We start from the raw sequence: 25,425 nt of genomic DNA, 5'->3' as shown, positions 1-25,425 counted from the left end.
GCGCCACAATGGGGGCATGACCGCACGTACCTCTCGCGCCCTCATCCCCGGCGCCGCAGCGCTCATCGCTCTCGCGTGCGCCCCCGCCGCATCCGCGCACGACTCCCTCACGGGTGCTCAGCCGGCCGCCGGCACCACCGTCACGTCGGCTCCGCAGCGGCTTACACTGACGTTCAGTGCGCCGGTGCTCGACGTGGGCAGCCAGGTCGCCGTCAAGGGGCCGGACGGCAAGACCAAGCAGGGGACGCCGAAGGCGGACGGCCAGCGCGTGACGGTGCCGTTCGAGCCGACCGGCAACGGCACGTACGCCGTGACGTGGCGGGTCACCTCCTCCGACGGTCACCCCATCAGCGGTTCGTACTCGTTCACGCTCAAGGGCGCGGCGAACTCCTCGACGTCGACGGGCACCTCCAACGGCTCCGAGGCGCCGGGCACCCTCAAGCCCGTCGACCCCAGCTCCCCCGCGTCCTCATCGACGGTGAAGGGCCCGTCGACCCCGACCACGGACGAGCCCGGCGACAACATACCCCTGTTCGTCATCGGAGGCACCGTGGCGGCTGCTGCGGCGGTCGCGGGAACGTTCCTCGTCATGCGCAAGCGCACCAAGGACGACCCCCGCTGACCCACCGGCGCGTTCGCGCAGGGCGAACCACCGCGTCAGCGCCGGGCTGACGCGGTGAGAGCGCGTCCTAGACGGGCGACCCGATGGGCGTTCCGGCCCTGTTCTGAGGTAGCGTTACCCCCACGACAGAAACTTAGGATCCCCAGGGCCCTCCTCCTGAGGTCGATGCCGCGTGCATGGACTGATGGGGGCCGCCCTGGCAAACACAGAGGGGGTCTCGCCATGGGGCGCGGCCGGGCCAAAGCCAAGCAGACCAAGGTTGCTCGCGAGCTCAAGTACTCGACTCCGGACACCGACCTGAGGGCGCTGGAGCGTGAACTGCGCGCTTCGCGCAGCACGTCGGACGCTCGAGACTCGTCGGCTGACCGAGTGAACGACGGCGACGAGTACGACGAGTACGACACGTGGGCGTCGGGCGACCGTTGAGCGTCCACCTCTCGTAGCTCAACCCGCATCTGAGTTGATGTGAACGAATGCCTCCCACCCTTCGGGGTCGGAGGCATTCGTCATGCCCTCGTCACGTCCGACGCCGTCCGCTTTCGCCCCTCGGTGGAAGCGGCAGGTCGGCGTCGGCCGCGACGGGCTCAGGCGTAGTCGCCGACGATCTGGCAGGCGCCCGCGTCGACGCCCTTGGCGCCCGAGACGATCTCGGCCTCTGCGGCGTCGAGGCGATCGGTGGCGACGATCTCGCCCATGCGCCACGCCGGCAGGTTCATCTCTTCACAGACCTCGACGGCCGTGGCGGCCTGCTCCGCGGGCAGCACGGCCACGAAGCCGACACCCATGTTGAGCGTGCGCTCGAGGTCGCTCTGCGGCACGTTGCCGACGCGCTGGACGACGTCGAAGACCGCGGGCGGCGTCCACGTCGCACGCTCGATGCGCGCACCCATGCCCTTGGGCAGGACGCGCGCCACGTTGGCCGCGAGCCCCCCGCCCGTGACGTGGGAGAGGGCGTGGATGTCAACTCCGTCCGTGCGGATGAGGCGCAGGAGGTCGGCGGCGTACACGCGCGTCGGTTCGAGCAGTTCCTCCCCCAGCGTGCGCCCGAACTCCTCGACGTTCTTGTCGTAGCCCCAACCGGCGCTGGAGAAGACCTTGCGCACGAGCGAGTACCCGTTCGAGTGGATGCCGCTCGAGGCGAGGCCCAGAACGACGTCACCCTCACGCACGGACTCGGGCAGGATGAGGTCCTTCTTGTCGACGACGCCGGTGGCGGCGCCCGCGACGTCGTACTCGTCCTCGGCGAGCAGGCCCGGGTGTTCGGCCGTCTCGCCGCCGATGAGAGCGACATTGGCCTGGCGGCACGCGGCAGCGATGCCGGAGACGATCGCGGCGATGCGTTCGGGAACGACCTTGCCGGTGGCGATGTAGTCGGTCATGTAGAGCGGTTCCGCGCCGCACACGACGATGTCGTCGACGACCATGCCGACGAGGTCGAACCCGATCGTGTCGTGCTTGTCGAGTGCCTGCGCGATGGCCACCTTCGTGCCCACACCGTCGGTCGACGTCGCGAGGATCGGGTGCGTCATTCCGCCGAGCACCGAGGCGTCGAACAGCCCGGCGAACCCGCCCAGGCCGCCGAGGACCTCGGGGCGCTGTGCACGCTTGACCGACTCCTTCATGAGCTCGACGGCCTTGTCACCGGCTTCGACGTCCACACCGGCTCCGGCGTAGGTGATGGCCTCGTTCTGCGTCATGTGTCGTTCGTCCTTCATGGGGGCGTGTCGGCGGTCAGTGCGAGATGCGGGACGGGTCGACCGCGCCGCCACCGGCCAGCGGCGAGACGCCGTCGGGGTTGGTGCGGGCGAGGTCGGCCGTGCCGACGTCGGTGGGGTCGGCCCCGGCGAACTCGACGGGAAGCTGCAGTTCCAGCAGGTTCTTGCCGAGGCGGTCGGACGACGGCAGCTCGACCGGGTATTCGCCGGTGAAGCACGCGGAGCACAGGTTCTCCGGCTCCTGCTGGGTGGCCGCCATCATGCCCTCGGGGCTGATGTAGCCGAGGGAGTCGGCACCGATCGACGTGCAGATCTCCTCGACGTTGGCACCGTTCGCGATGAGCTCGGCACGCGTGGCGAAGTCGATGCCGTAGAAGCAGGGCCAGCGCACGGGCGGGCTGGAGATGCGCACGTGCACCTCCAGGGCACCGGCTTCGCGCAGCATCCGCACGAGCGCACGCTGGGTGTTGCCGCGCACGATCGAGTCGTCGACGACGACGAGGCGCTTGCCCTTGATGATCGGCTTGAGCGGGTTGAGCTTGAGGCGGATGCCGAGCTGACGGATCGTCTGGCTCGGCGCGATGAAGGTGCGCCCGACGTAGGCGTTCTTCACGAGGCCCATGCCGTAGGGGATGCCGGATTCCTCGGCGTAGCCGATGGCCGCCGGCGTGCCGGATTCGGGCGTCGGCATGACCATGTCGGCGTCCACGGGGAACTCGCGGGCCAGCTGACGGCCCATCTCGACGCGGCTCTCGTAGACCTCACGACCGCTGATCGTCGTGTCGGGGCGGGCGAGGTAGACGTACTCGAAGACGCAGCCCTTCGGCTCGGGCTTGGCGAACATCGTCGAACGCAGGCCGTCGGAGTCGATGGCGATCATCTCGCCGGGGTTGACCTCGCGCACGAAGCTGGCGCCCACGATGTCGAGCGCGGCCGTCTCGCTCGCGACGACCCAGCCGCGGTCGAGGCGACCGATGACGAGCGGGCGGATGCCCTGGGGGTCGCGCGCGGCGTACAGCGTGTTCTCGTCGATGAAGGTGAAGCAGAATGCCCCGCGCAGCTGCGGGAGAACCCTGAGCGCGGTCTCCTCGAGGGAGAGTTCGGGGTGCGAGCCGAGCAGCGTCGTCACGAGGGCCGTGTCGGTGGTGTTGCCGCGACGCAGTTCGCCCTGGGTGTTGCCCAGCTCGCCGTGGATGTCCTCGAGCGTCTCGCGCAGTTCCGCGGAGTTGATGAGGTTGCCGTTGTGCGCGAGCGCGACGGTGCCCTTGGCGGTGTCACCGAGCGTCGGCTGGGCGTTCTCCCACGTCGAACCGCCGGTCGTCGAGTAGCGGCAGTGACCGATGGCGAGGTGGCCCTTGAGGGAGGCGAGGTTCGTCTCGTCGAAGACCTGGGAGACGAGGCCCATGTCCTTGTAGACGAGGATGCTTCGCCCGTCACTCGTGGCGATGCCCGCGGACTCCTGCCCGCGGTGCTGCAGGGCGTACAGCCCGTAGTAGGTCAGCTTCGCGACGTCCTCGCCGGGGGCCCAGACGCCGAAGACGCCACAGGCGTCCTGCGGCCCCTTCTCGCCGGGGAGGAGATCGTGCGTGAGTTTTCCGTCACCGCGTGTCACCGCGTCATTGTTTCACGCGCCGGCTACCCGGTGCGGACGAGCGTCTGAGACGGCGGTCTCAGGACTTCGAAGGTTCGGGGCGCTGATGCCGTCAGCGGTGCGCGCGCTTGTCGGCGAGGGCGAAGCCGACCCCGCCGAGGAGGGCGCCGATGCCGCCGAAGAGGAGGGCGAAGTAACCGAGGGTGGAACCCTCCGTGTAGTTGCCGCCCTCACCGCCGGTGATGGCGATGACGAGACCGACGACGACACCCAGCACGAGGCCCGTGAGGACGAACGGCAGGATGCGCGGCGAACGGCTCACCCGTGCGAGGGGGATACCGTCCTCGCCCTGCACCGGACGCTGGTCGGCGACGGCGGCGGGCTTCTTCGCGTTGCGTGATCTCACGATGCCAACGGTAGCAACGCGGCGCACGGGCGCTGCAGCCGCGTCACGCCCAGGAAACGGCTGCGCCGAGGAGCCAGCCACGCGAAGTGACCCGGCGGTAAGGTGCCGGTAGGTATGTCATTGCTCAATCATCGATGGGACGAACCATGAAGTGGCTGATCCTCCTCGTCGTGCTCCTCGCCTTGGCGGGTATCGCATGGCTGCTGATGCGCGACCCGAAGAAGGGTGGCTCTGTCGGCATCCACGGCGTGAGCGGCAAGAACAAGATCGGCTCCGAGGAGGAGCCGGAGACCCTCGAGGCAACGGACGGGGAGTCCGACGAGATCGAGACGGCCGGTTCGAAGGCCGAGCAGGACGCCGACAGGGCCGAGCCTGCGAAGGCCGAGGTCGACGAGACCTCCGGCAAGGACGCGAAGAAGCAGGATGGCAAGGGGAAGACCGCCGCCGCGGCCGGCGCTGCCGGTGCCGCGGGTGCGGCTGCTGCCGCCTCCTCGAAGGACGACAACGCTTCCGGCTCCGACGACTGGGACGCCGCTCCGGCCCCGGTGGCCAACACCGAGAAGAACGACGACGCGCAGGCTGCTGCCGGCGACGACTGGGACGCTGCTCCCCCGGCTCTCGACGACTCGTCGGCTGCCGAGCCGAAGTCCGAGAGCAAGGCCGAGGCTGCTCCTGCCGCCGCTTCGTCGGGCGACGACTGGGATGCCGAGCCCCCGGCCCTCGACGACTCGGCCGCTGCTGACACGAAGGCCGCTCCCGCGCCCGCCGCGTCCGGCGACGACTGGGATGCGGAGCCCCCGGCTCTCGACGACTCGGCCCCTGCCGAAGCCAAGAGCGAGGACAAGCCCGCGGAGACGCAGGCTTCCTCGGAGGCGGCTACCGACACGGATCCCACTGTCGCGCCTGCCGCCGCCGCGAGCTCGGGTGGCGACGACTGGGCCGCCGAGCCGCCGGCTCTCGAGGACCTCGACAGCGCTCCGGCCGCGTCGGCGAACGACGAGAAGGCTGCGACGAAGCCCTCCGAGCCGAGTGACGCCGAGGCTCCGAAGGCCGAGACCAGCGAGGCCCCGGAGTCGTCAGTGGCGAACGAGAAGCCGGCTGCCGCTGCGCCGGCCACCTCGAGCGGCGACGACTGGGCCACCGAGCCCCCTGCTCTGGAGGACCTCGACAGCGCTCCCGCTGCGTCGTCCGCCGAGACCTCGACGCAGTCGACGAGCGAAGCACCGTCCGAGTCGGCTGAGTCCGACTCGAAGGCTCCCGCTGAGGAGGCCACAGCGGAGGAGACGAAGCCCGCTTCGAGCGACGAGTCCGACGCTGAGGAAACGACCGAGAAGTCCGAGGGCGAGAAGAGCAGCGTCGCGCCGGCTGCGGCTGCTGCGACGGCCACGGCGGCCACTGCCGCCGCTGCGAGCTCCGGCGGTTCGGGTGGGGACGACTGGAACACCGAGCCCCCGGCCCTGGCCGACCTCGACAACGCTCCCGCGGCGCAGTCCGAGCCGGCCGAGTCGCCCGCTGAGGCGTCGGAGCAGCCGTCGAGCGACGCGACGTCGGATGACACGGAAGCTGCCTCCCCGGAGACGTCCTCGCAGGGCGCGGCAGCCGACGACACCGCCGCGGGCGACGCAGCTGCCAACGCCTCCACGGATGCCGTCGAGGACGAGGCTCCCGCATCGGACGCTGCAGGTGCACCGGATGCTGCGGCGTCCGAGAGTGAGTCCGAGGACTCGACCGAGTCTGCGTCTTCGAGCTCCGATTCCGCATCGGCTCCGGCCGCTGCGGCAGCACCCGCGAGCTCGGGTGGCGACGACTGGGGCACCGAGCCCCTGCCGCTCGACCAGCTCGACAGCGCCCCGGTTCCGAAGGCGGAGACGACCGACGCGCCCGTTTCCGAGAGCACCGAGGCCGCGGCTGAGTCGAGCCAGAGCGACGCAGCTTCGGTCGACGCCGACACGTCGTCCGAAACCGAGCCGGAGCAGGTTTCCGCAGCTGACACCGAGGCCGCTTCCGAGACCCCCGCCGATGACGCCGATGCTTCGTCCGAGAAGGACGAGCGAGGCGCCTCGGGCGCGGCTGTCGCTGCGGCCGGTGTGAGTGGCGGCGCTGCGGCAGCGGCCGCCGTCGCAGCCGGACGCACGCACGACTCCGTGGACACGTCGGCTGCCGAGTCGGCCGAGGCCCGCGACGCGGCTGACGCCGGTGCCACTGGGGAGCCGTCGGCCGGCGACGTCGAGCTCGAGCGTGAGGACGACGAGTTCGCCGCCTCCGACAGTGCCGTCGTCGAGGACAGCGGTGTCGCCCCGACGACGCCGGAGAACGCGGCCCCCGCCAAGATCGGCGAGGTCCAGGAGACGAACAGCGACGAGTCCTCCGTCTCCGCCGACGTCTCGGACGACTCGCAGAGCCGCTCCGCGAGCGCCACCGACGAGGCTTCGTCGTCGCAGTCACAGACGCGGTCGGAGTCCGACGAGCAGACGTTCGTCGCCGGCACGGACGAGGGTGACTCGAACGACGGCGAGCCCGACCACGCGAGCTCGGCGGGCCAGCAGGACGGCCCGTTCGGCCCGGGTTCGGCCGAGCCGAACGAGGACGGCTCCGCGCCGTCGCCCGAGTTCACGATCAAGGGCAACGCCGACTCGATGCTGTTCCACACGCCCGACAGCCCGGGTTACGAGCAGACAGAAGCCGAGGTGTGGTTCACGAGCGAGGACGCCGCGAAGGCTGCGATGTTCCGCCACTGGGACGCCTCGAAGCGCTGACCCGACGCACGAACGACGCCGCCCGTCCCCTGCTGGGGGCGGGCGGCGTCGTCATGTGACGCAGTAGCCGCGCGGAAGCGGTGAACGGGGCGTCGGACGGTCAGATGACCGGCACGATCGGCAGATATGCAGAAACATCCGCGCGCTGACCGGAGACGCGCAGCTTCCCGCCTGCGGCAGCCTCGGCCCACGTGAGGCGACCGGTCGCGAGGCGTAGCCACGTCGCCGCGTCGGTCTCGGTGACGTTCGGCGGGGTGCCTCGCGTGTGCACCGGGCCCGCGACGCACTGCACTGCCCCGAACGGCGGAACACGCACTTCGACCGTGCGCCCGGGTGCCTGGATGCCCAGCTCCTCGAGCGTGTAGCGCACGGCGGTTGCGGTGACGGGTCGCGTCGCGGCCTCGGGGTCGAGCGCCCAGGTGAGGACGGCCTCGCGGCCCGCGGCGGGGTCGATACGTCGACGAGGTGGCATGGCGTCGATCCTAGAACGGTGTCGCCCCCTTCCCTCCGACAGGCCCGCCCCGTGTAGCGCGCGGGCAGGCTTGCGCTGCACCACAGCCGACGCAGGACGAAGCAGCGAGCCCACCGACCTAGAGTTGGGGCATGGCCCGCCGTCGCTCCTCCCCCGACCCCCCGCCGTCCGCACCGACGAACGAACGCTTCGAGTTCGTGCGCGACGATCGCGGCGGCGTGACGGTGATGCGCGACGGTCACCCGCAATCGCACGTCGACCCGGACGACCCGACCTCCATCGAGTTCGAGTACGTCCAACACTTCGCGATGCTCGTCGACGCTCTCGCGCCGCCGGCTCCCGCACCGCTCGGGGTCACCCACGTCGGCGGCGCCGGACTCACCCTGGCGCGCTACGTCGAAGCCACGCGCCCCGGCTCACCGCAGATCGTCCTCGAGCCCGACACCCAACTCACCGAGGCCGTGCGCCGTGAGCTGCCTCTTCCACGCAGCCACCGCATCCGTGTGCGCGGCGTCGACGGCGCAGCCGGCGTGCGCGATCTCAAGGACGAGTCGGCGGACGTCATCGTCCTCGACGCGTTTGCGGACGGGCGTGTGCCCGCGGAGCTCGTCTCCCCAGCGTTCGCCGACGACGTGGCGCGAGTGCTCAAGCCGAGCGGTGTGCTGCTCGCGAACCTGTCCGACGAGCCGGGCTTCGCCTGGACCGGCCGAGCCGCGGCAACCTTCGTCGTGCGGCTCCCCCACGCCGTCGTCGTCGGGGCCCAGGAAGTGCTCAAGGGCCGTCGGTTCGGCAATGTCGTTCTCGCTGCAACACGGACGGAATCGTCCCTCGACGTCGCGACGATTCGACGAAGCGCGGCTCGCGCCATGTTCCCCACGGGAGTCCGGGCGGGCGCCGAACTCACCTCGCTCTTCCGCGGTGCGCCCGCTTTCACGACAGATGCCGAACGATCCCCCGTCCCACCCGAACTCGGCGCGTGGCGAGTGCGATGACGCGCCCCGCTCGCCCACGGAAGGTCACCTGATGCCCGAAGGTCACGTCACCCACCGAATCGCCGGCATGCTCAACGACCAGTTCTCCGGACGTGTCGTCGAATCCTCGTCGCCGCAGGGCCGATTCAGCGACAGCGCCGCTCGCATCGACGGGCGAGTCTTCGACGCGGCCGAGGCGTGGGGCAAGCACATGTTCGTCGGGTTCGAGGGCATGGACGAGCGCGTCAACATCCACCTCGGGCTGCTCGGCAAGTTCTTCTTCACCGAGGGAATCGAACCGGCCGACGTGCCGGCGACGGGCGCCATCCGGTGGCGGCTCGGGGTCTCCGCAACGGACGGCGACCCGCGCGGGAGCGTCGTCATGAATCTGCGGGGGCCCAACGTCTGCGAGCTGCGCACGCCCGACGAGGTCGACACGATCACGTCGAAGCTCGGCGCGGATCCCCTCCGCGGTGACGCCGACCCCGAACGTGCCTGGGCTCGAGTGCGACGCACGAGCACGCCCGTCGCGGCGCTCCTCATGGATCAGAAGGTGTTTCCCGGCGTCGGCAACATCTACCGAGCCGAGGTTCTGTTCCGTCACGGCATCGACCCGAAGATGCCCGGCAAGTTCCTACGGTGCGAGGAGTTCGACGCGATCTGGGCCGACCTCGTCGCCCTCATGCCACTCGGTGTGCGTGACGGTCGAATCGACACCGTGCGACCCGAGCACACGCCGGAGGCGATGGGGCGCGAGCCGCGCGTCGACAAGCACGGAGGCGAGGTCTACGTCTACCGCCGGGCCGGTCAACCGTGTTTGGTGTGCGGCACACCCGTTGCGCTCGAGGAGTTCGCGGGTCGCAACCTGTTCTGGTGCCCGTCGTGCCAGCCGCGCCATCGTCGGCGCCGCGCCAATGCGTGAACTCGCATCACGAATCCCGCTGCCTCGTCACCGCGCCGCGGATCTCGAGCGCTACCGCGGCCGGCTCGCGTCGTTCGCCACGACGAGTGGTGAGCGCTTCGTCGCCTCGTGTTGGGACGAATCACCGTTCGGCTCGTGGTGCGGCCTGCTCGTCGCGGAGGCCGACGGCTGCCGAACCCTCTACGTGGAGAGCGAGATCCTCGCCGACGACGTGCGGCTGCTCCACGACATCGACAACGTCGTCCTTGCTGACGTCCGCATCGCGCAGGCGGGGCAGGAATGGGCCGTCGAGGTCGATCCCGTCGAGGGGCCACCGCTGTCACGTCTCACCCTCACGCTGGGTAGCCCGACGCGCCGCGGGGCCGTCATCTCACGCCTCCCGTCATCCGTGACCGAGACGCGCGGGTTCGCCTGGTTCACCGAGATCATGCTGCGCGTCCTGTCGCTCGGTGTGCCGAGCTTTCGCGCGGTGTACGCCGTCGGACGCCTACGCGACGGCCGCCGCGAGCACCACTGTGCGCGCGGCGAGCGCGTCATCACGGCCGTCTCCGGCACCTACACAGGACGGCCACTCGGCAACCTGACGGACCTCACCGCGTGCGGCTTCGGCTTCAGTGACCCGCCGAGACGTCCTGCCGTCGGAGAGATGACCGCGCTGCGCCAGCGGTGACCCCCGGCACGCGGCTTGCCGTCAGGCCGAGAAGACCTTGCCCGGGTTGAAGATGCCCTTCGGGTCGAGTGCGCGCTTGATCGCGCGCTGCATGTCGATGACGACACCCGTCTGCTCCTGCTCGAGCCCCGGCATCTTGAGCAGGCCGACGCCGTGCTCGCCGGTGACGGTGCCACCGACGGCAAGGGCGGCGTCGATGATCTCGGCGAACGCCGCTTGGGCGCGTTCGCGGGCGGCGTCATCGCCGGGCTCGGTGATGAGCAGCGGGTGGAGGTTGCCATCGCCGGCGTGCGCGATGTTGGCGATGACGGTGTCGTGCTTCGCGGCGATCTCCTCGATGCGCGAGAGCATGCCGGGCACCTCGGCCTTGGGCACGCAGACGTCTTCGGTGAGGGTGTCGCCGAGGCGTTCGAGCGCCGGGTAGGCCAGGCGGCGCGCCGCGAAGAACGTCTCCGCTTCCTCCTCGCTCGTCGAGCGGGCGGCGAAACTCGCTCCGGCGGAGGTGAACACGTCGACCATGCGGGTGGCCTCCTGCTCGCCGACGGCGCCCGGGTCGTCGATGCGGCCGAGCAGAACGGCAGCGCCGCCCCTACCCTCGCTCTTGCCGTCGAGGTGCTCGGAGCACATGTCGAGCAGGCCCATGTTCTTCCAGTCGTCCACAGCCTTGAGGCACACCTGGTCGACGAGTTCGAGTGCGGAGGGAGCGATTCCGGCGTCCGCGACGCCCTGGACGGCGACACCGGCAGAGACGACGTCCGGGAAGAACCCGACGACCGTCGTCTCGGGTGCGCGGGCCGCGCGCAGCTTGACGGTGATCTCGGTGATGATGCCGAGTGTTCCCTCGCTGCCGACCATGAGGCCGACGAGGTCGTAGCCGACGACGCCCTTCGCCGTTCGCCGTCCCACGCGCACGAGTTCGCCTGTACCGGTGACGACTTCGAGGGCGAGGACGTAGTCGCGTGTGACGCCGTACTTGACGCAGCACAGGCCGCCGGCGTTGGTGGCGCAGTTGCCGCCGATCGTCGACCACGGCGCGGAGGCCGGGTCCGGCGGGTACCACAGGCCCTGCTCGCCCGCAGCGGCGCGCAGGTGGTCGTTGACGACGCCGGGCTGGACGACCGCGAGGCGCTCCGTCGCGTTGATCTCGACGATGCGGTTCATCTTCTCGAGGCTGATGACGACGCAGCCGTCGAGTGCGTTCGCGCCACCCGACAGGCCCGTTCCGGCGCCCCGCGGCACGACGGCGACATCGTGTTCGAGGCAGGCCAGAACAACCTGCTGAACCTGCTCCGACGTCGTCGGTCGTACGACGGCAGCGGGGGTTCCGAACGGCGCCCACTCGGCCTCGTCGTGGGCGTAGGACGCGATGACGTCAGTGTCGGTCACGAGGACGTCGGCGGGCAGAACTTCACGCAGGGCTTCGACGATCGCAGGCATGGTCCGACCATACTCACTGGCAGCAGCCCACCGACAGAGTGCCCGCCGCGGCTCACGACGAGACCCAACATTCGCAAAGTCCAGTGGAGCCATCCAACTGTTCGGTGCGTCTCACCCTCAGCGTGGCCACAGAACCTGCCCCGCAACGCTTTCAGATCGCCGATGAAGGAACGAGACCGATGACGACGTCACCGAACGCGCCCTTCCGGACCACGCCGAACCTCAATGCCGTCCCCAACGCGTTCTGGGTCGGTCTGGCCATCGGTCTGCTCGGTTTCGGCGTCAAACTCAGTCAGACCTCAACGCAAACTCACAACGGCGAGGTCACCTCGTGCTCGCCCATCGATCTGACCGGTTTCTTCGTTGCGATCGTTCTCGGTGTCTGCGCCTGGGTGACGTGGTCTCCGACCGTCCAGCGCCTTGCGGACAAGCCGCCGGTGGCGCTGCGCGCGGGCTTGGTTGCCATCCTGCTCGCCCTGGCCGCCGTCCGCCTGCTGCGCGGCTTCGGGCTGATCCTCTCCCCCTGCTGATCGTGTGACGCTCCCACCGCGCACAACGAAGCGGCGGGCCGGTTCCGAAGAACCGGCCCGCCGCTTTCGTTCGGTCGATCAGCTGAAGACCTTGCGCAGCGGCGCCTGGTGCGTCTCGGCGAGCTCGGCCACCGGCACGGAGAACAGGTCGCCGACGGCGAGCGCTCCCCCACCCGTTTCGCCGATCTTCGTCGCGGGCACGCCGTGCCCACCGGCCATGGCCTCGAAGGCCTCGACGTGCTCGGGCGCAACAGCGACGAGTGCACGTCCGGCCGACTCGGAGAACAGCGAGACGAACGCGTTGCCCTGCTCGAACTCGACGGACGCACCCACACCGTGACGCACCGCACCCTCAGCCAGTGCGACCGCGAGGCCACCGGACGAGAGGTCGTGCGCCGAGGCGAACAGGCCGTCACGCGCACCGTCGATGAGGACGGTGGCGAGTGCCTTCTCGTTGTCGAGGTGAATCTGCGGCGGCGTGCCACCGAGGTGGCCGTGCACGACGCCCGCCCATTCGGAGCCGTTCAGCTCGTCGCGCGTCTCGCCTAGGACGTAGAGCGCGAGGCCAGCGTCCTTCCATGCCGACGGCGTGCGCTTGCTGACGTCGTCCATGACGCCGAGCACAGCGACGACTGGGGTCGGGTGGATGGCCACGTCACCGGTCTGGTTGTAGAACGACACGTTGCCGCCGGTCACCGGCGTACCGAACGAGCGGCACGCCTCGATGATGCCGTCGACCGCCTGGCTGAACTGCCACATGACACCCGCGTCCTCCGGCGAACCGAAGTTGAGGCAGTCGGAGACGGCGAGCGGCGTCGCACCCGTGGCCGCGACGTTGCGGTACGCCTCGGCGACGGCGTGCTGGGAGCCGATGAACGGGTCGAGCTTCGTGAAGCGTCCGTTGCAGTCGGTGGAAACGGCGACGCCCAGGCCGGTGCCTTCGTCGACGCGCACGACGCCCGCGTCGTCCGGCATCGCGAGCGCGGTGTTGCCCATGACGTAGCGGTCGTACTGGTCGGTGATCCACGACTTGTCGGCGATGTTCGGCGAACCGAGCACAGCGAGCAGCTGCTCGCGCAGCTCGTGACCCGACGACGGGCGCGTCAGCAGCGACGCGGAGTCGGACTGCAGTGCGTCGAGGTAGTCGGGGCGCGCGAGCGGACGCTCGTAGACGGGGCCGTCGTGAGCAACAGAACGCGGCGGAACGTCGACGACGACCTCGCCGTGCCACGTGATGACGAGGTGCTCGCCGTCCGTGACCTCGCCGAGAACGGTGGCCTCGACGTCCCACTTGTTCGCGATCGCCATGAACTCGTCGAGCTTCTCCGGCTCGACGACGGCCATCATGCGCTCCTGCGACTCGGACATGAGGATCTCCTCGGCCCGAAGGGAGCTGTCGCGCAGCGGAACACGGTCGAGCTCGATGCGCATGCCGCCGTCACCGGCCGAGGCCAGCTCGGAGGTCGCACACGAGAGGCCCGCGCCACCGAGATCCTGGATGCCCTCGACGACGCCCGCGGCGTACAGGTCGAGGCAGCACTCGATGAGCACCTTCTCGGCGAACGGGTCGCCGACCTGAACGGCCGGACGCTTGGCCGGGCCCTCGGCGTCGAACGTCTCCGAGGCGAGAACAGAGACGCCTCCGATACCGTCGCCGCCCGTCTTGGCGCCGAACAGGATGACCTTGTTGCCCTTGCCCGCAGCCTTCGCGAGGTGCAGGTCCTCGTGACGCAGCTTGCCGACGCACAGGGCGTTGACGAGCGGGTTGCCCTGGTAGCAGTCGTCGAAGACGACCTCGCCGCCGATGTTCGGCAGGCCGAGGCAGTTGCCGTACCCGCCGATGCCGGCGACGACGCCGGGCAGCACGCGGGCGGTGTCGGGGTGGTCGAGGGCGCCGAAGCGCAGCGGGTCCATGACGGCGATCGGGCGCGCGCCCATGGCCATGATGTCGCGCACGATGCCGCCGACGCCGGTGGCCGCGCCCTGGTAGGGCTCGATGTAGCTCGGGTGGTTGTGCGACTCCACCTTGAAGGTGACGGCCCAGCCCTGGCCGATGTCGATGACGCCGGCGTTCTCACCGATGCCGGCGAGCTGCTTGCCGCGCGGGGTCTCGCTCGGCAGGTCGCCGAAGCGGCGCAGGTGCACCTTCGAGCTCTTGTAGGAGCAGTGCTCGCTCCACATCACGGAGTACATGGCCAGTTCGGCGCTTGTCGGGCGGCGGCCGAGGATCTCGCGGATGCGGGCGTACTCGTCCTCCTTGAGGCCGAGTTCCGCCCACGGCTGCTCGACGTCGGGCGAGGCCTCGGCCTTCGTCACCGTGTCGAGGCCGTCGGTCTTGGGAGCAGCGATGATCTGGTTGCTGTCGGTGTGGTGTTCGCGGGCGCCGGCTTCGTGGCCGGGCTCGGGCGTCATGCTCAGGTCACTCATGTGTTCTCGTATCCCCTCAGACGTTCGCGAGCGCCTTGATCGCGCTCGTGAAGAACGCCAGGCCGTCGGTCGAGGGGCCGAAGCCCTCCTCGACGCAGTGTTCCGGGTGCGGCATGAGGCCGACGACGTTGCCGCGCTCGTTCGTCACGCCGGCGATGTCGCGGTAGGAGCCGTTCGGGTTGCCGTGCAGGTAGCGGAAGACGACGCGCCCCTCGCCCTCGAGTTCGTCGAGGGTCTTGGCGTCGGCGACGAAGCAGCCCTCACCGTTCTTGAGCGCGATGGTGATCTCCGCGCCCTGCTCGAAGTCGTTCGTCCACGCGGTGGAGGCGTTCTCGACGCGAAGCACCTGGTCGGTGCAGAAGAACTTCTGTTGCTCGTTGCGGATGAGCGCGCCGGGCAGGAGGTGGGACTCGCACAGGATCTGGAAGCCGTTGCAGATGCCGAGCACCGGCATGCCGCCCTGCGCGGCGGGCACGAGCTTGTCCATGACCGGCGCGAAGCGCGCGATGGCGCCGCAGCGCAGGTAGTCGCCGTAGCTGAACCCGCCGGGTACGACGACTGCGTCGACGCCCTTGAGGTCAGCGTCGCCGTGCCACAGGTCGACCGGGTCTCCGCCTGCGAGACGGACGGCGCGCTTGGCGTCGTGGTCGTCGAGCGAACCGGGGAAGGTGATGACGCCGATCTTCATCGGGCGTCCTCGTCGGCCAGGTCGTGGACGCTGATGACGTCCTCGATGACCGGGTTCGACAGGAGCTTGTCGGCGGCGTCGCGCGCCGCGGCGAGGTGGGCTTCGGTGACGTCACCCTCGACCTCGAGGACGAAGCGCTTGCCCTGGCGCACGTCGGTGAACTGCTCGAAACCGAGGCGCGGGAGCGCCCCGGCGACGGCCTGACCCTGGGGGTCGAGGATCTCGGACTTCAGCATGACGTCGACGACGACGTGGCCCATGGGTTAACTCCTGCAGGTTTTCTTTGACACCGGCGTGGGCGTCGTTGGCTGGCTGAGGCGAACCTTTGCCCTTCCGAGTGTACGGGGGCGGCAGCCTCCGCCCGACGGCGAGATCGGGCTCGCTGTCCCACCGACGAGCCAGTTCTGCGACGTCGAGCGAGCCTGCCAGAGGCCGGTTGCCCGTACTCCGCCGGGCTGGCGTTGCCTCCACGCTCACGAGCGGTGTTTCTCTTCCGCCCGAAGGCCCACCGCGCCCGATATCGTCCTGCGCAAAGCGACGGAACCGGATGGGCGTCGCCACCGTCGGGGTGTCAATCGACCGCACACACAAAGGAATTGATCATGAGGAACGCGTCACGTGCAACGCTGGTGGCCCTCGGGCTGGCCTCCACTCTCGCGCTCGGGGCATGTGGCCCCGAGCAAACCTCCGCCGGTGGGGGCGCATCCGAGTCGAAGACCTCGAGCTCTACGGCGAGCGAGTCCTCCACGTCGAGCGACAACAGTTCGTCCGACAGCCCATCCTCGTCGGCAAGCCCGTCGTCGGAAGGCACCTCCTCAAGCGGTTCCGCGGCAAGTGAGAACTCCGGGCCCACGGGCGCCCGTCCGGACGCCCCCGAGACGATCAAGGTGCCGAGCAGCGAGGTCCTCAAGAGCGCGAAGGTCGTCATGGCCGGCGGGTACAAGGCATCGAAGGACTCCGGCTACGCCAAGCTCTACAGCGTCTGGAAGGTGGACGGCACGGGGCCGGGCGAGGCGACGATCCAGTACGAGCTCCTCGACTCCGCGGGCAAGGTTCTCGAAACCACCGAGGACAAGATCAACGTCGGCTCGGGCACCGGAATGACGAAGGTCTCGAACAAGATCAGCAAAGCCCCCGCCGGCGCGAAGAAGGTCCGCATGAAGATCACCAAGGTGACCGAGGACGAGAACTCCCACGACATCTCGGTGCGCAACGTCAAGGTGACGAAGGACGGCCACGAGGGCCGCTGGCCGCTCATCACGGGCACGTTCAAGGCGCCCGAGGACATCGGCCCGGTCGGTTTCAGCGCCGTGTGCCACGACTCCACCGGTCGCGTCGTGGTCGGCAACGGCCTACCCACCGTCACCGGCGCCAAGAGCGGCGACTTCCGAGTCAAGCTCGGCGCGGCACCGGAGCACTGGGAACCCAGCAGCTGCTTCGTCGGACAGACGGGCTGACCGCAGCAGACACTCGAAGCGCGGGCGACCCGGTGGAGGGCGCCCGCGCTTCGTGCGTCCCGGGGCTCAGGCGAAGATGCGACCCGTGAGGTTCTCGTACGCCTCGACGTACTTGGCGCGGGTGGCCTCGACGACGTCGGCCGGCAGCGCAGGCGGCTCCTCGCCACTCGCCTTGTCCCAGCCCGATGCGTCGGAGGTGAGCCAGTCGCGTACGAACTGCTTGTCGAAGCTGTTCTGTGCGCGGCCAGGCTGCCAGTCGTCGGCCGGCCAGAAGCGGGACGAGTCGGGCGTGAGCAGTTCGTCCGCGAGCACGAGCGTGCCGTCGGCGCGAACCCCGAACTCCACCTTCGTGTCGGCGATGAGGATGCCGCGCTCGGACGCGATCTCGTTGCCGCGCTGCAGGATCCGGACGGTGAGGTCCCGAATCTCCCCGGCTCGCTCGGCACCGATGAGATCGACGGCCTCGTCGTACGTCATGGGCTCGTCGTGCTCCCCCAGCTCGGCCTTCGACGTCGGCGTGAAGATCGGCTCGTCCAGCTTCGACGCGTCCTCGAGCCCCGCGGGCAGCGCGACGCCGCACACCGAACCCGTCTCGCGGTACTCGGACAGCCCGCCACCGGTGAGGTAGGCGCGGGCGATCGCCTCGAGCGGCACCATGTCGAGACGCTCGACGAGCACCGCGCGCCCGGCGACTGCCTCCGGCACGTCCGTGGAGATGACGTGGTTGGGCACGAGGTCCGCCATCTGCTCGAACCACCACAGCGACAGCTGCGTCAGCACCGCGCCCTTGTCCGGAATCGGCGTCGACAGGACGTAGTCGAACGCCGAGATGCGGTCGCTCGCGACGAGCAGCACCTGGTCGTCGCGCGGGTTGCCCGCGTCGTCGAGCGGCGCGTAGAGGTCACGCACCTTGCCCGAGTAGACGTGCGCGTAACCCGGCAGGTTCGGGGCGTCGGTCATGGACTCTCCTTGGAGCGGTGCGGGTTCGTCGAGGGTGTGGGCGTGAGGCTCAGACGGTGATCTCGCCGCGCAGGGCCTTGAGTGCGATGTCGCTGCGGTGGTGCGAGCCGGGCAGGTCGATCTTCTCGACGCCCGCGTAGGCCACCTCGCGGGCCTCGCCGAGGTCGGCGCCGAGGGCGACGACGGAGAGCACGCGGCCACCCGAGGAGACGAGCGTGCCGTCGTCGCCGGCCTTCGTGCCCGCGTGCAGGACGTAGGCGCCACCACCGGCGCGCGAGCCGTCACCATCGACGTCCTCGAGCCCGCTGATGGGGTCGCCGGTCTTGGGCTGAGCCGGGTAGCCGTCGCTCGCGACGACGACGGTCACCGCGGATTCGTCGCGCCACTCCAGCGCCGGGAAATCGGCGAGTTCGCCGCGTGCAGCCGCGCGCAGCAACTGGCCGAGCGGGGTGACGAGGCGCGCGAGGACGACCTGCGTCTCCGGGTCACCGAAACGCGCGTTGAACTCGACGACCTTCGGGCCCTTCGACGTCAGCGCGAGGCCGACGTAGAGCACACCCGCGAACGGGGTGCCGCGCTGCGCCATCTCGTCGATCGTCGGCTGCGCGACGGAGCGCACGATCTCGTCGACGAGATCGTGCGGCGCCCACTCGAGGGGCGAGTAGGCGCCCATGCCACCGGTGTTCGGGCCGGCGTCGTCGTCGCCGACGCGCTTGAAATCCTGCGCTGGCTGCAGGGGAACAACACTCGTGCCGTCGGTGATGCAGAAGAGGGAGACCTCCGGGCCGTCGAGGTACTCCTCGATGACGACGGTCGAGCCCGCGTGGAGGCAGGCCTTCGCGTGGGCGAGCGCCTCGTCACGCTCGTCAGTGACGACGACGCCCTTGCCGGCAGCGAGCCCGTCGTCCTTGACGACGTGCGGGGCGCCGAACGCGTCGAGCGCTGCAGCGACGGCATCCAGATCGGTGCAGGTGTGAGCCCCCGCAGTGGGGACTTTCGCGGCGTTCATGACGTCCTTGGCGAACGACTTCGAACCTTCGAGGCGAGCGGCCTCGGCAGAGGGGCCGAACGTGTCGATTCCTGCAGCCCGCACCGCGTCAGCGACGCCCGCGACGAGCGGCGCCTCGGGCCCGATGACGACGAGGTCGGCCCCGACCTCCTGCGCGAGCGCCGCGACGGCGTCGCCGTCGTTCGCATCGACCGGTCGGCAGTCAGCGATCTGCGCGATTCCGGGGTTTCCCGGCGCTGCGAGGACGGCTTCGACCTGCGGGTCTGCGGCCAGACCCCTGACGATCGCGTGCTCGCGCGCGCCCGTACCGACGACGAGTGTCTTCATGCGCCCAACCCTACCGGGGCTGCCCGCGGCGGCGCGGCGCAGAACACCTCGCGAACAGGGTGCAACGGGACGCGTGAGACAAGAGCCGGGCGGGGCGTGATCGCCCACCGAGCGACGACTAAGCTGGGGTGCCACCCTGCGAGGGTGAACGAACCACACGGCGATGGGAAAAACTGCGTGAGCACAGCTCAGGGCACGCGTTCGCACGAAGAACTGCCCGACGAGGTGAAGCACGAGATCGCGCACGAACAGGCGCACGTCGATCGCGTGTACTCCGAACTGGCGAAGGCCGGCGAGCGCGTCCAGCTCGTCGAGAGCGAAGGCCTCGCGCGCGGGCGCGCGAGCCGCTCCGGCGACATGCGCGACGAGGAGAAGGCCGGCCTGTTCGAACGCGACGCCCTCATGTTCTCCGCGGGCAAGCGCCGCGCCACTCTCGAGCAGCAGTTCGAGGGACTCGTCTTCGGACGCCTCGACATGGACCACGCGATGAGCTCCGACGGTTCCGGCTCGATCTCCACCGGCTCCGGCGACGACCTCGAGGTGCGCTACATCGGCCGCCTCGGCGTGCGTGACGACGAGTACGAGCCCCTCGTCATCGACTGGCGCGCCCCCGCGGCGTCGCCCTTCTACCGCGCGACGCCGGTGGCGCCCGAGAACGTCGTGCGCCGGCGTGTGCTGCGCTGCCGCGACGCGAACGTGCTCGGCGTCGAGGACGACCTCATGGTCGTCGAGGCGCCCGAGGGCATGACGGTCGTCGGCGACGGCGCGCTCATGGCGGCGCTCACCCGTTCGCGCAGCGCGCAGATGCGCGACATCGTCGCCACGATCCAGCGTCACCAGGACGAGGCCATCCGGGCCGACGCGCGCGGCGTCACCCTCATCACGGGAGGCCCGGGTACGGGCAAGACCGTCGTCGCGCTGCACCGCGCGGCGTACCTGCTCTACTCCGATCGCCGCCGCTTCGAGTCGGGCGGCATCCTCGTCGTCGGCCCGTCGTCCGCGTACACCGCCTACATCGAGCGCGTGCTGCCCTCACTCGGTGAGGACTCCGTCGCTCTCCGAGCCCTCGGCGACGTCGTGGGCGGCATGACGGCAACGCGCCTCGACACCCCGGAGGCCGCCCGCATCAAGGGCACGCTCAGCATCCGCACGGTGCTCTCGCGCGCGGCGAAGGACGTGGCACCCGACGCGCCGGGGAGCCTGCGCGCGATGGTCGCGGGCCTCGCCGTCAACCTCGACGAGCCGACGTTGCGTCGCATCCGCGGCCGCCTGCTCTCTCACCACCAACACAACAAGCTCGCGGGCGACCCTAGCGATGTTGTCAGCGAACTTGCTTCTGCCGCATGGAATCAGGTGCGCACGCACACGAACATGGAGCGAACCGAATTCATCGATCGGTTCGAGGACAGCCGTGACGTCGAGGCGTTCGTCGCCGACTGGTGGCGCCCGATCGACCCGCGTCAGGTGCTCCTGTGGCTCACCGACGCGGGCCGCCTGGCGCGCTTCGCCCGCGGCGTCCTCACCGACGCCGAACAGGCCGAGCTCGTCCGCTCGTTCGAGGCCGCCCTCGCCACCGGTGAGTGGTCCGTGGCCGACGTCGCCCTCGTCGACGACCTGCTCGCGCGCCTCGCCGAGGTGCCGGAGGCCCAGCGTGAGGAACGCGGCTTCTACGAGATCGAGGAGTTCGAGAGCCTCTCGGACTACGGCGTCACCGAGGTCGAGGTGACCGGTTCGCGCCGCCAGAGCCACGACGTCGGCTACGAGGTGACGCCGAAGGATGCCCGTGAGCGCCTGCTCGCCGGACGCCTGACGCGCGCGGACGAGTACAGCCACGTGCTCGTCGACGAGGCGCAGGACCTCTCCCCCATGCAGTGGCGGGCCGTCGGCCGCCGCGGGCGCTACGCGTCGTGGACCGTTGTGGGCGACCTCGCGCAGGCGTCGTGGCCGGACCTCGAAGAGGCCACTGCGGCGCGCGACGAAGCGTTCGGCTCGAAGAGGCGTCAGAGCTTCCACATGACAACGAACTACCGCAACGCGCGCGAGATCTTCGACTTCGCCGCCGAGCTCATCCGCCGCTACGTGCCGGACGCCGACATCCCGCAGGCCGTTCGCGAGACCGGCAATCACCCGACGTCGGTCACGGTGTCCCCGAACGACGTTCTCGCCCAGGCCCGCTCGGAGGTCGCCACGCTGCTCGAGCAGGTCGACGGCAGTGTCGCCGTCATCGCTCCTGCGAAGTGGCGTGAGGTTCTCGAGGAACTCGACGGACGTTCGGGGCGCGTCGTCGTCATCGACCCGATGTCGACGAAGGGCCTGGAATACGACGCGACGCTCGTTGTCGACCCCGATGAGATCACAGCGGAATCGCCTGGCGGCGCCCGGGTTCTCTATGTTGTGCTGACTCGTGCCGCGCATCGCATGACGGTGCTCGACGTCCGCTGACCCCGATGCGAAGGCCCCTGCCATGACGACCACCCCCGAGCCTGCCATGCCGCCGAGCGACGGTGGGCGTTCGCCACACAGTTCCGTGGCCGGTACGTCGGACGAGGTGCTGGGCGCTTACCGGCGCAGCATCGACAACATCGACGCGGCGATCATCCACATGCTCGCCGAGCGCTTCCGCATCACGCAGGCCGTGGGTGAGTACAAGGCGACGCACGAGCTGCCGCCGGCAGACCCGTCGCGCGAGGAGCGTCAGGTTGCGCGGCTGCGCGCGCTGGCGACCGAGTCGGGCCTCGACCCGGAGTTCTCGGAGAAGTTCCTGCGCTTCGTGATCGACGAGGTCATCCACCACCACGTGCGCGCCGCCGAGCGTGGCTGACTCGTAGGACCGCAGCGAAGCGAGGATCCTGCGAGTCAGCCACGCGACAAAGGCGCGCCAAAAACACCATGCCGCCGAGCGCACATGGATCGTAGGACCGCAGCGAAGCGAGGATCCTGCGAGTCAGCCACGCGACAAGGCCGCGCAAAGAGACTGGACTCAGCCGAAGACGGCCACCGTCTGGCGGCTGACGACGACGGGCTCACCGCTCGCCGTGTACACCCGGGCGGCCGTGTGGCCGTAACCGTCGTGCGCAGCATCGGTGGTGACTTCGTACCACCAGCGGTCGGCGCCGGTTCCGGTGACGGGCGCGACGAAGTCCATCGTCCACGTCATCGTCGACATCGGGACGACCTTGGTCAGCATCTGTCCTGCTGCGGGCGGCCAGCAGTCGACGAGTGCCACGAGGTGGGCGAGCCCGAAGTCGTCGGTGGGTTCGCGGAAGCTCATGTAGCCGTGCATGTCGCCGTCGGCGCCGCCGCTGAACGGTCCGTGGCCCTTCGCGAGGCGCATGTCGAGGCGCGCGATGAACTCGGGCGTCATGCCTTCGACGTAAGGAATCGGCGTGAGCGAGTCGTGCTCGGGAAGGCCCTTGCCGAGCGGTGACGCCGCGAGGGAGAGCGACGACGGGCGCGCCGCACCGATCGTCACGAGCGCGACGGCCCGCACCGACTCGACGCCCGAGGCGTCGGCCTGCGTCACGCGGGCCTCCACCTGCGTCGCGGACTTGCCCTGACGCAGCACCTCGGCCGTGACGCGTGCGTCACCGGCTTCGACGGGGCCGACGAAGTTGATCGTCATGGCCCGCACGTCCTGCTCCGGCAGGTCCACCGCGGCGAGAACGCGGCTGAGCATCACGCCCGCGACGACGCCACCGAACGTGGCACGACCCTGTCCCCAACCGGGCGGAACGACGACGCTCTCACCGTCGCGGGCCGCTGTGAAGAGGACGTCGAGGGGGTGTTCGCTCATGAACGCGATGCTAGTGGCCGCCGTTGACGCCGAACACCCGCCGTTCATCGCTCGACCCGCCCCCGCAATACGCGAGGACGGGCCGATGCGAACGAACAGGAGGAACGTCAGCCGCCGACAGCCTTCAAGGCGTCGACGAGCCCAGCGCCGTAGTAACCACTGCCCTGCTTCTTGCCCTCGCACGTCGCGTCGTTCACGCCGTCACGGTCCTGGTCGTAGAACTCGGGGCACGCAAGAGGGTTCGCCTGGCGCTTCAGGGTGGAGATCGTCTGCTTGGCGTTGAGGCCTGTTTGCGTGCCGCGCAGCAGCGCCACGACGCCCGCCGCATGCGGCGAAGCCATGGAGGTGCCCTGCTTGTAGCCCCAGCCACCGCCGACAACGGTGGACAGGATGCGCCCGTTCTTGCTCGGAGTGTCAGCGGGAACGCGGCTGTCACCACCCGGTGCGGCCACGTCGACGACACCGCGACCGTAGTTGGAGAAGTAGGACTTCACAGCCGTGGGGCCGACCGAGGACACCGCAACGGTGTTGCCGGCCTCGGCGGGGATGTCGTAGCAGCGGTGGTCCGTTTCACGCGGCTGCGGGTCATCGGAGTTGTTCGGGCTGCCGGTGTCGGTGATGGGTTTCGACAGATCCCAGCCCGAATTGCCTGCTGCGGCGACGTTGACGACGTCCTCCTTCTCGCTGTACTTGAGTGCGCGATTCACGGCCTCGATGACGGGTCGCTGCTCGGGGTCTGCCTTGCACCACAGGAAGTACGGGTCGATGAAGTACGAGTTGTTCGTCACCTCCATGCCCTTGTCAGCCGCCCAGACGAAGCCGCAGATCGCGTACTCGGGGTAGATGTACCCGTCGTCGTCGACGACCTTGACCGCTGCCAGCTTGACGTTCGGCGCGACGCCGACGATACCCGTGCCGTTGCGGGCACCCGCGATGGTGCCGGCGACGTGTGTTCCGTGGTCGGATGTCGTGGGCTGCCAGGCCTTCGGGTTGGTGTTCGGCACCCCTCGGTCGTTGCAACTCACGGATTGAGAGGGGTCGACGTTGGCCGCGAGATCGCTGTGATCGGCTTCGATTCCGCTGTCGAGGACGCCCACGGTGATCGCCCGGTTGCCGTCGGTCTTGCGGTGGGCCTTGTCGGCGCCGATCTGACGCATGTCCCACTGGTCCGCGTTGAGGGCTTCCTTCGTGTCGTCGCCACCGGAGGTTCCGGGGCCCAGTCCCGTCACTTCGCCGTCAGGGACAACGTTGCCCGCTCCCGCGAGCGCGCTCATGGCGCGCGTTGGACCAGCTGCGACGACGCCCGGACGTTTGCGCGCCTTGTCGTCGAAGGCGCCGTCGGAGGCCTGAGCGATGACGACACCGATCTGCGGCCATTCCTGAACGACAGTGCCGCCCGCCGCCTTCACTGCAGCGGTTGCCTTGTCGGTGCCCTTTCCCGCCTGAAGCACGACGAAGGACGTCGGCGAAGGGAGGGGTTCGGAGGGCACGGGCGGCGCAGCCTGAGCCGGTGCCGACAACACCGCGAAGCTTGCCGCGGCTCCGGTAGCCGCGCACGTGGCGACGGCCTTACGCATGAAGGTGTGGTTCACGAAGATCCTCCTGATTCGGGCCGCCCGGTTGCGACCGCAGTGAACTGTGCCACACCACAAGGGAATTGGTTCAGTTACTCGCCAGGAACTTTTCAGGAAGCGCTCAGGCGCGGGCCATGCGCCACCCCGCCGCGAGAGCTTCGCTTTCGGAACAAAACCAGCGCTCGCCCTTGCCCATCGAGATCTTGGTGCGCTCGTACGCCGAGTCGCCCGGGCGATGAGCGATCTTCTCGCCGTCGGAGTTGATGTTGCCCTTGATCGCGCAGGCGCCCGGCTCACTCGTCGAGGCTGACGGGGCGGCCGATGGTTTCACCGCAGGCGCGGAGGCGGTAGGTGCCGGCTGCGCAGGCGCCGTGGTGGCGAGCCCCTCGTGGAACCCGTTGCACGGCGGCCCCCACGTGCCACGCTTCGCCGTCTTCGCCCGGTTCATCGCCGCCAGGTATTCGAGCCGGTGCGCGTACGGCCCGTCGTAGGTGTACTCCTTGCCGAACCCGCCTTCGATCTGCGCGAGCGCGACGTTGGTCGAACCGCCGACGAAGACGTGGCGCAACAGGCGCCCGTACCGATCGCGCTCCCCCTGGCTCGGGTCGGCCTCGAGCTGAACCTGCTTGCTCTGCACGAGCGACTGCATGTTGCTGCTCGCCTCCTTGCCGAAGCACTGCACCGGCGTGTTCGGCTTACGCGTCTCCGGGGTGTCGAGCCCGATGATGCGGATGCTCTCCTTCACCCCGTTGATGCGCACCTTGATGGTGTCCCCGTCCGAGATGCCGACGACGTCGTACAGCGGCCCCGCGCCTGTGCCCGCACCGATGCCGCGACGGTCGCCGTCCGCCCCTTCGGCCGATGACGTGCTGCTCGGGTCGCTCGACGCGTCGCTGGAGTTGCCGGACTCGTGGGCGTCATCCGACGCGGTCGGTGTGGACGACGGAGCATCGGTCGGCGGCGACGTCTCGTCGGTGGGTGCCTCAGTGTTGCTCATGGTCGAGGCATCCGACGGTGATGGCGAAGAGTCGAGCGATCCACACCCCGTCACGCCCAGCACGGCCGCCGAGAGAAACAACGAGCAGGTGGCAATGCGGG

The 25,425-nt window shown here is 69.5% G+C and carries 23 protein-coding genes; 10 read left to right on the top strand and 13 right to left on the bottom strand.

Annotated features, from left to right (window positions below; translation table 11 throughout):
• The first annotated feature begins 16 nt into the window (after window positions 1-16).
• A complete protein-coding gene (locus H7F30_RS05885; RefSeq protein ID WP_187037349.1) occupies window positions 17-622 on the top strand; it encodes a copper resistance CopC family protein in 606 nt (201 codons plus the stop codon).
• A 222-nt stretch (window positions 623-844) separates the two neighbouring features.
• Window positions 845-1,048, top strand: coding sequence for a DUF3073 domain-containing protein (locus H7F30_RS05880; RefSeq protein ID WP_047312377.1), 204 nt, complete (start codon window positions 845-847; stop codon window positions 1,046-1,048).
• 158 nt (window positions 1,049-1,206) lie between these two features.
• On the opposite strand, the gene purM is transcribed toward H7F30_RS05880, so the two are convergent.
• The 3 genes from purM to H7F30_RS05865 all read right to left on the bottom strand — a co-directional run bounded on the left by purM (window position 1,207) and on the right by H7F30_RS05865 (window position 4,334).
• Window positions 1,207-2,319 (bottom strand): phosphoribosylformylglycinamidine cyclo-ligase, encoded by a 1,113-nt coding sequence (gene purM / locus H7F30_RS05875; RefSeq protein ID WP_187037347.1) that lies wholly within the window; start codon window positions 2,317-2,319, stop codon window positions 1,207-1,209.
• Window positions 2,320-2,353: 34 nt separating this feature from the next.
• Entirely contained in the window at window positions 2,354-3,949 is a 1,596-nt protein-coding gene (purF, locus tag H7F30_RS05870; protein ID WP_187037344.1) for an amidophosphoribosyltransferase, read from the bottom strand.
• Window positions 3,950-4,040: 91 nt separating this feature from the next.
• Complete coding sequence (locus H7F30_RS05865; RefSeq protein WP_147362646.1) at window positions 4,041-4,334, bottom strand: hypothetical protein; 294 nt, start codon at window positions 4,332-4,334, stop codon at window positions 4,041-4,043.
• Between the two features lie 146 nt (window positions 4,335-4,480).
• Between H7F30_RS05865 and H7F30_RS05860 the strand changes: the two genes are divergently transcribed.
• Entirely contained in the window at window positions 4,481-7,090 is a 2,610-nt protein-coding gene (locus H7F30_RS05860) for a hypothetical protein (RefSeq protein WP_187037342.1), read from the top strand.
• Between the two features lie 100 nt (window positions 7,091-7,190).
• Here H7F30_RS05860 and H7F30_RS05855 read toward each other — a convergent pair whose 3' ends face one another.
• Window positions 7,191-7,562 (bottom strand): sterol carrier family protein, encoded by a 372-nt coding sequence (locus tag H7F30_RS05855; protein ID WP_047312382.1) that lies wholly within the window; start codon window positions 7,560-7,562, stop codon window positions 7,191-7,193.
• A 131-nt stretch (window positions 7,563-7,693) separates the two neighbouring features.
• Here H7F30_RS05855 and H7F30_RS05850 point away from each other — a divergent pair, with 131 nt between their 5' ends.
• The 3 genes from H7F30_RS05850 to H7F30_RS05840 are packed head-to-tail and all read left to right on the top strand — an operon-like array spanning window position 7,694 to window position 10,125.
• The gene (locus H7F30_RS05850; protein ID WP_187037341.1) at window positions 7,694-8,554 is read left to right on the top strand and encodes a spermidine synthase; all 861 of its coding nucleotides are present in this window, start codon (window positions 7,694-7,696) and stop codon (window positions 8,552-8,554) included.
• A 31-nt stretch (window positions 8,555-8,585) separates the two neighbouring features.
• The gene (locus H7F30_RS05845) at window positions 8,586-9,455 is read left to right on the top strand and encodes an Fpg/Nei family DNA glycosylase (RefSeq protein WP_187037339.1); all 870 of its coding nucleotides are present in this window, start codon (window positions 8,586-8,588) and stop codon (window positions 9,453-9,455) included.
• Window positions 9,448-10,125, top strand: coding sequence for a hypothetical protein (locus H7F30_RS05840; RefSeq protein ID WP_129665107.1), 678 nt, complete (start codon window positions 9,448-9,450; stop codon window positions 10,123-10,125). The genes H7F30_RS05845 and H7F30_RS05840 overlap by 8 nt, the downstream gene beginning before the upstream one ends.
• Window positions 10,126-10,146: 21 nt before the next feature.
• On the opposite strand, the gene H7F30_RS05835 is transcribed toward H7F30_RS05840, so the two are convergent.
• Window positions 10,147-11,562 (bottom strand): FAD-binding oxidoreductase, encoded by a 1,416-nt coding sequence (locus tag H7F30_RS05835; protein ID WP_187037337.1) that lies wholly within the window; start codon window positions 11,560-11,562, stop codon window positions 10,147-10,149.
• 179 nt (window positions 11,563-11,741) lie between these two features.
• Between H7F30_RS05835 and H7F30_RS05830 the strand changes: the two genes are divergently transcribed.
• Entirely contained in the window at window positions 11,742-12,092 is a 351-nt protein-coding gene (locus H7F30_RS05830) for a hypothetical protein (protein ID WP_187037335.1), read from the top strand.
• 78 nt (window positions 12,093-12,170) lie between these two features.
• Here the strand turns inward: H7F30_RS05830 and purL are convergent, their stop codons facing one another.
• The 3 genes from purL to purS are packed head-to-tail and all read right to left on the bottom strand — an operon-like array spanning window position 12,171 to window position 15,467.
• The gene (purL, locus tag H7F30_RS05825) at window positions 12,171-14,519 is read right to left on the bottom strand and encodes a phosphoribosylformylglycinamidine synthase subunit PurL (protein ID WP_225911328.1); all 2,349 of its coding nucleotides are present in this window, start codon (window positions 14,517-14,519) and stop codon (window positions 12,171-12,173) included.
• Window positions 14,520-14,535: 16 nt separating this feature from the next.
• Window positions 14,536-15,207 (bottom strand): phosphoribosylformylglycinamidine synthase subunit PurQ, encoded by a 672-nt coding sequence (purQ, locus tag H7F30_RS05820; protein WP_047312387.1) that lies wholly within the window; start codon window positions 15,205-15,207, stop codon window positions 14,536-14,538.
• Window positions 15,204-15,467, bottom strand: a complete 264-nt coding sequence (gene purS, locus H7F30_RS05815; protein WP_047312388.1) for a phosphoribosylformylglycinamidine synthase subunit PurS — start codon at window positions 15,465-15,467, stop codon at window positions 15,204-15,206. The genes purQ and purS overlap by 4 nt, the downstream gene beginning before the upstream one ends.
• A 342-nt stretch (window positions 15,468-15,809) precedes the next feature.
• Here purS and H7F30_RS05810 point away from each other — a divergent pair, with 342 nt between their 5' ends.
• Window positions 15,810-16,664, top strand: coding sequence for a hypothetical protein (locus tag H7F30_RS05810; RefSeq protein WP_187037334.1), 855 nt, complete (start codon window positions 15,810-15,812; stop codon window positions 16,662-16,664).
• Window positions 16,665-16,730: 66 nt separating this feature from the next.
• On the opposite strand, the gene H7F30_RS05805 is transcribed toward H7F30_RS05810, so the two are convergent.
• Window positions 16,731-17,624 (bottom strand): phosphoribosylaminoimidazolesuccinocarboxamide synthase, encoded by an 894-nt coding sequence (locus H7F30_RS05805; RefSeq protein ID WP_047312391.1) that lies wholly within the window; start codon window positions 17,622-17,624, stop codon window positions 16,731-16,733.
• Window positions 17,625-17,673: 49 nt separating this feature from the next.
• Complete coding sequence (gene purD, locus H7F30_RS05800) at window positions 17,674-18,960, bottom strand: phosphoribosylamine--glycine ligase (protein ID WP_187037332.1); 1,287 nt, start codon at window positions 18,958-18,960, stop codon at window positions 17,674-17,676.
• A gap of 177 nt (window positions 18,961-19,137) precedes the next feature.
• On the opposite strand from purD, the gene H7F30_RS05795 reads away from it, so the two are divergent.
• Window positions 19,138-21,402 (top strand): AAA family ATPase, encoded by a 2,265-nt coding sequence (locus tag H7F30_RS05795; RefSeq protein WP_187037330.1) that lies wholly within the window; start codon window positions 19,138-19,140, stop codon window positions 21,400-21,402.
• A gap of 46 nt (window positions 21,403-21,448) precedes the next feature.
• Window positions 21,449-21,781, top strand: coding sequence for a chorismate mutase (locus H7F30_RS05790; protein WP_047312604.1), 333 nt, complete (start codon window positions 21,449-21,451; stop codon window positions 21,779-21,781).
• Window positions 21,782-21,940: 159 nt separating this feature from the next.
• Here the strand turns inward: H7F30_RS05790 and H7F30_RS05785 are convergent, their stop codons facing one another.
• The 3 genes from H7F30_RS05785 to H7F30_RS05775 form a co-directional block, all read right to left on the bottom strand.
• Entirely contained in the window at window positions 21,941-22,753 is an 813-nt protein-coding gene (locus tag H7F30_RS05785; protein ID WP_187037328.1) for an acyl-CoA thioesterase II, read from the bottom strand.
• A gap of 107 nt (window positions 22,754-22,860) precedes the next feature.
• Complete coding sequence (locus tag H7F30_RS05780; RefSeq protein WP_255464972.1) at window positions 22,861-24,345, bottom strand: S8 family serine peptidase; 1,485 nt, start codon at window positions 24,343-24,345, stop codon at window positions 22,861-22,863.
• A gap of 103 nt (window positions 24,346-24,448) precedes the next feature.
• The gene (locus H7F30_RS05775; RefSeq protein ID WP_187037326.1) at window positions 24,449-25,324 is read right to left on the bottom strand and encodes a thermonuclease family protein; all 876 of its coding nucleotides are present in this window, start codon (window positions 25,322-25,324) and stop codon (window positions 24,449-24,451) included.
• Between the last annotated feature and the right edge of the window lie 101 nt (window positions 25,325-25,425).

The organism is Dermacoccus sp. PAMC28757 (genome assembly GCF_014302635.1).
Lineage (GTDB): Bacteria > Actinomycetota > Actinomycetes > Actinomycetales > Dermatophilaceae > Dermacoccus > Dermacoccus abyssi.
The sequence above is the reverse complement of the archived record's forward strand: the minus strand, read 5'-3'. Positions and strand labels throughout refer to the sequence as shown.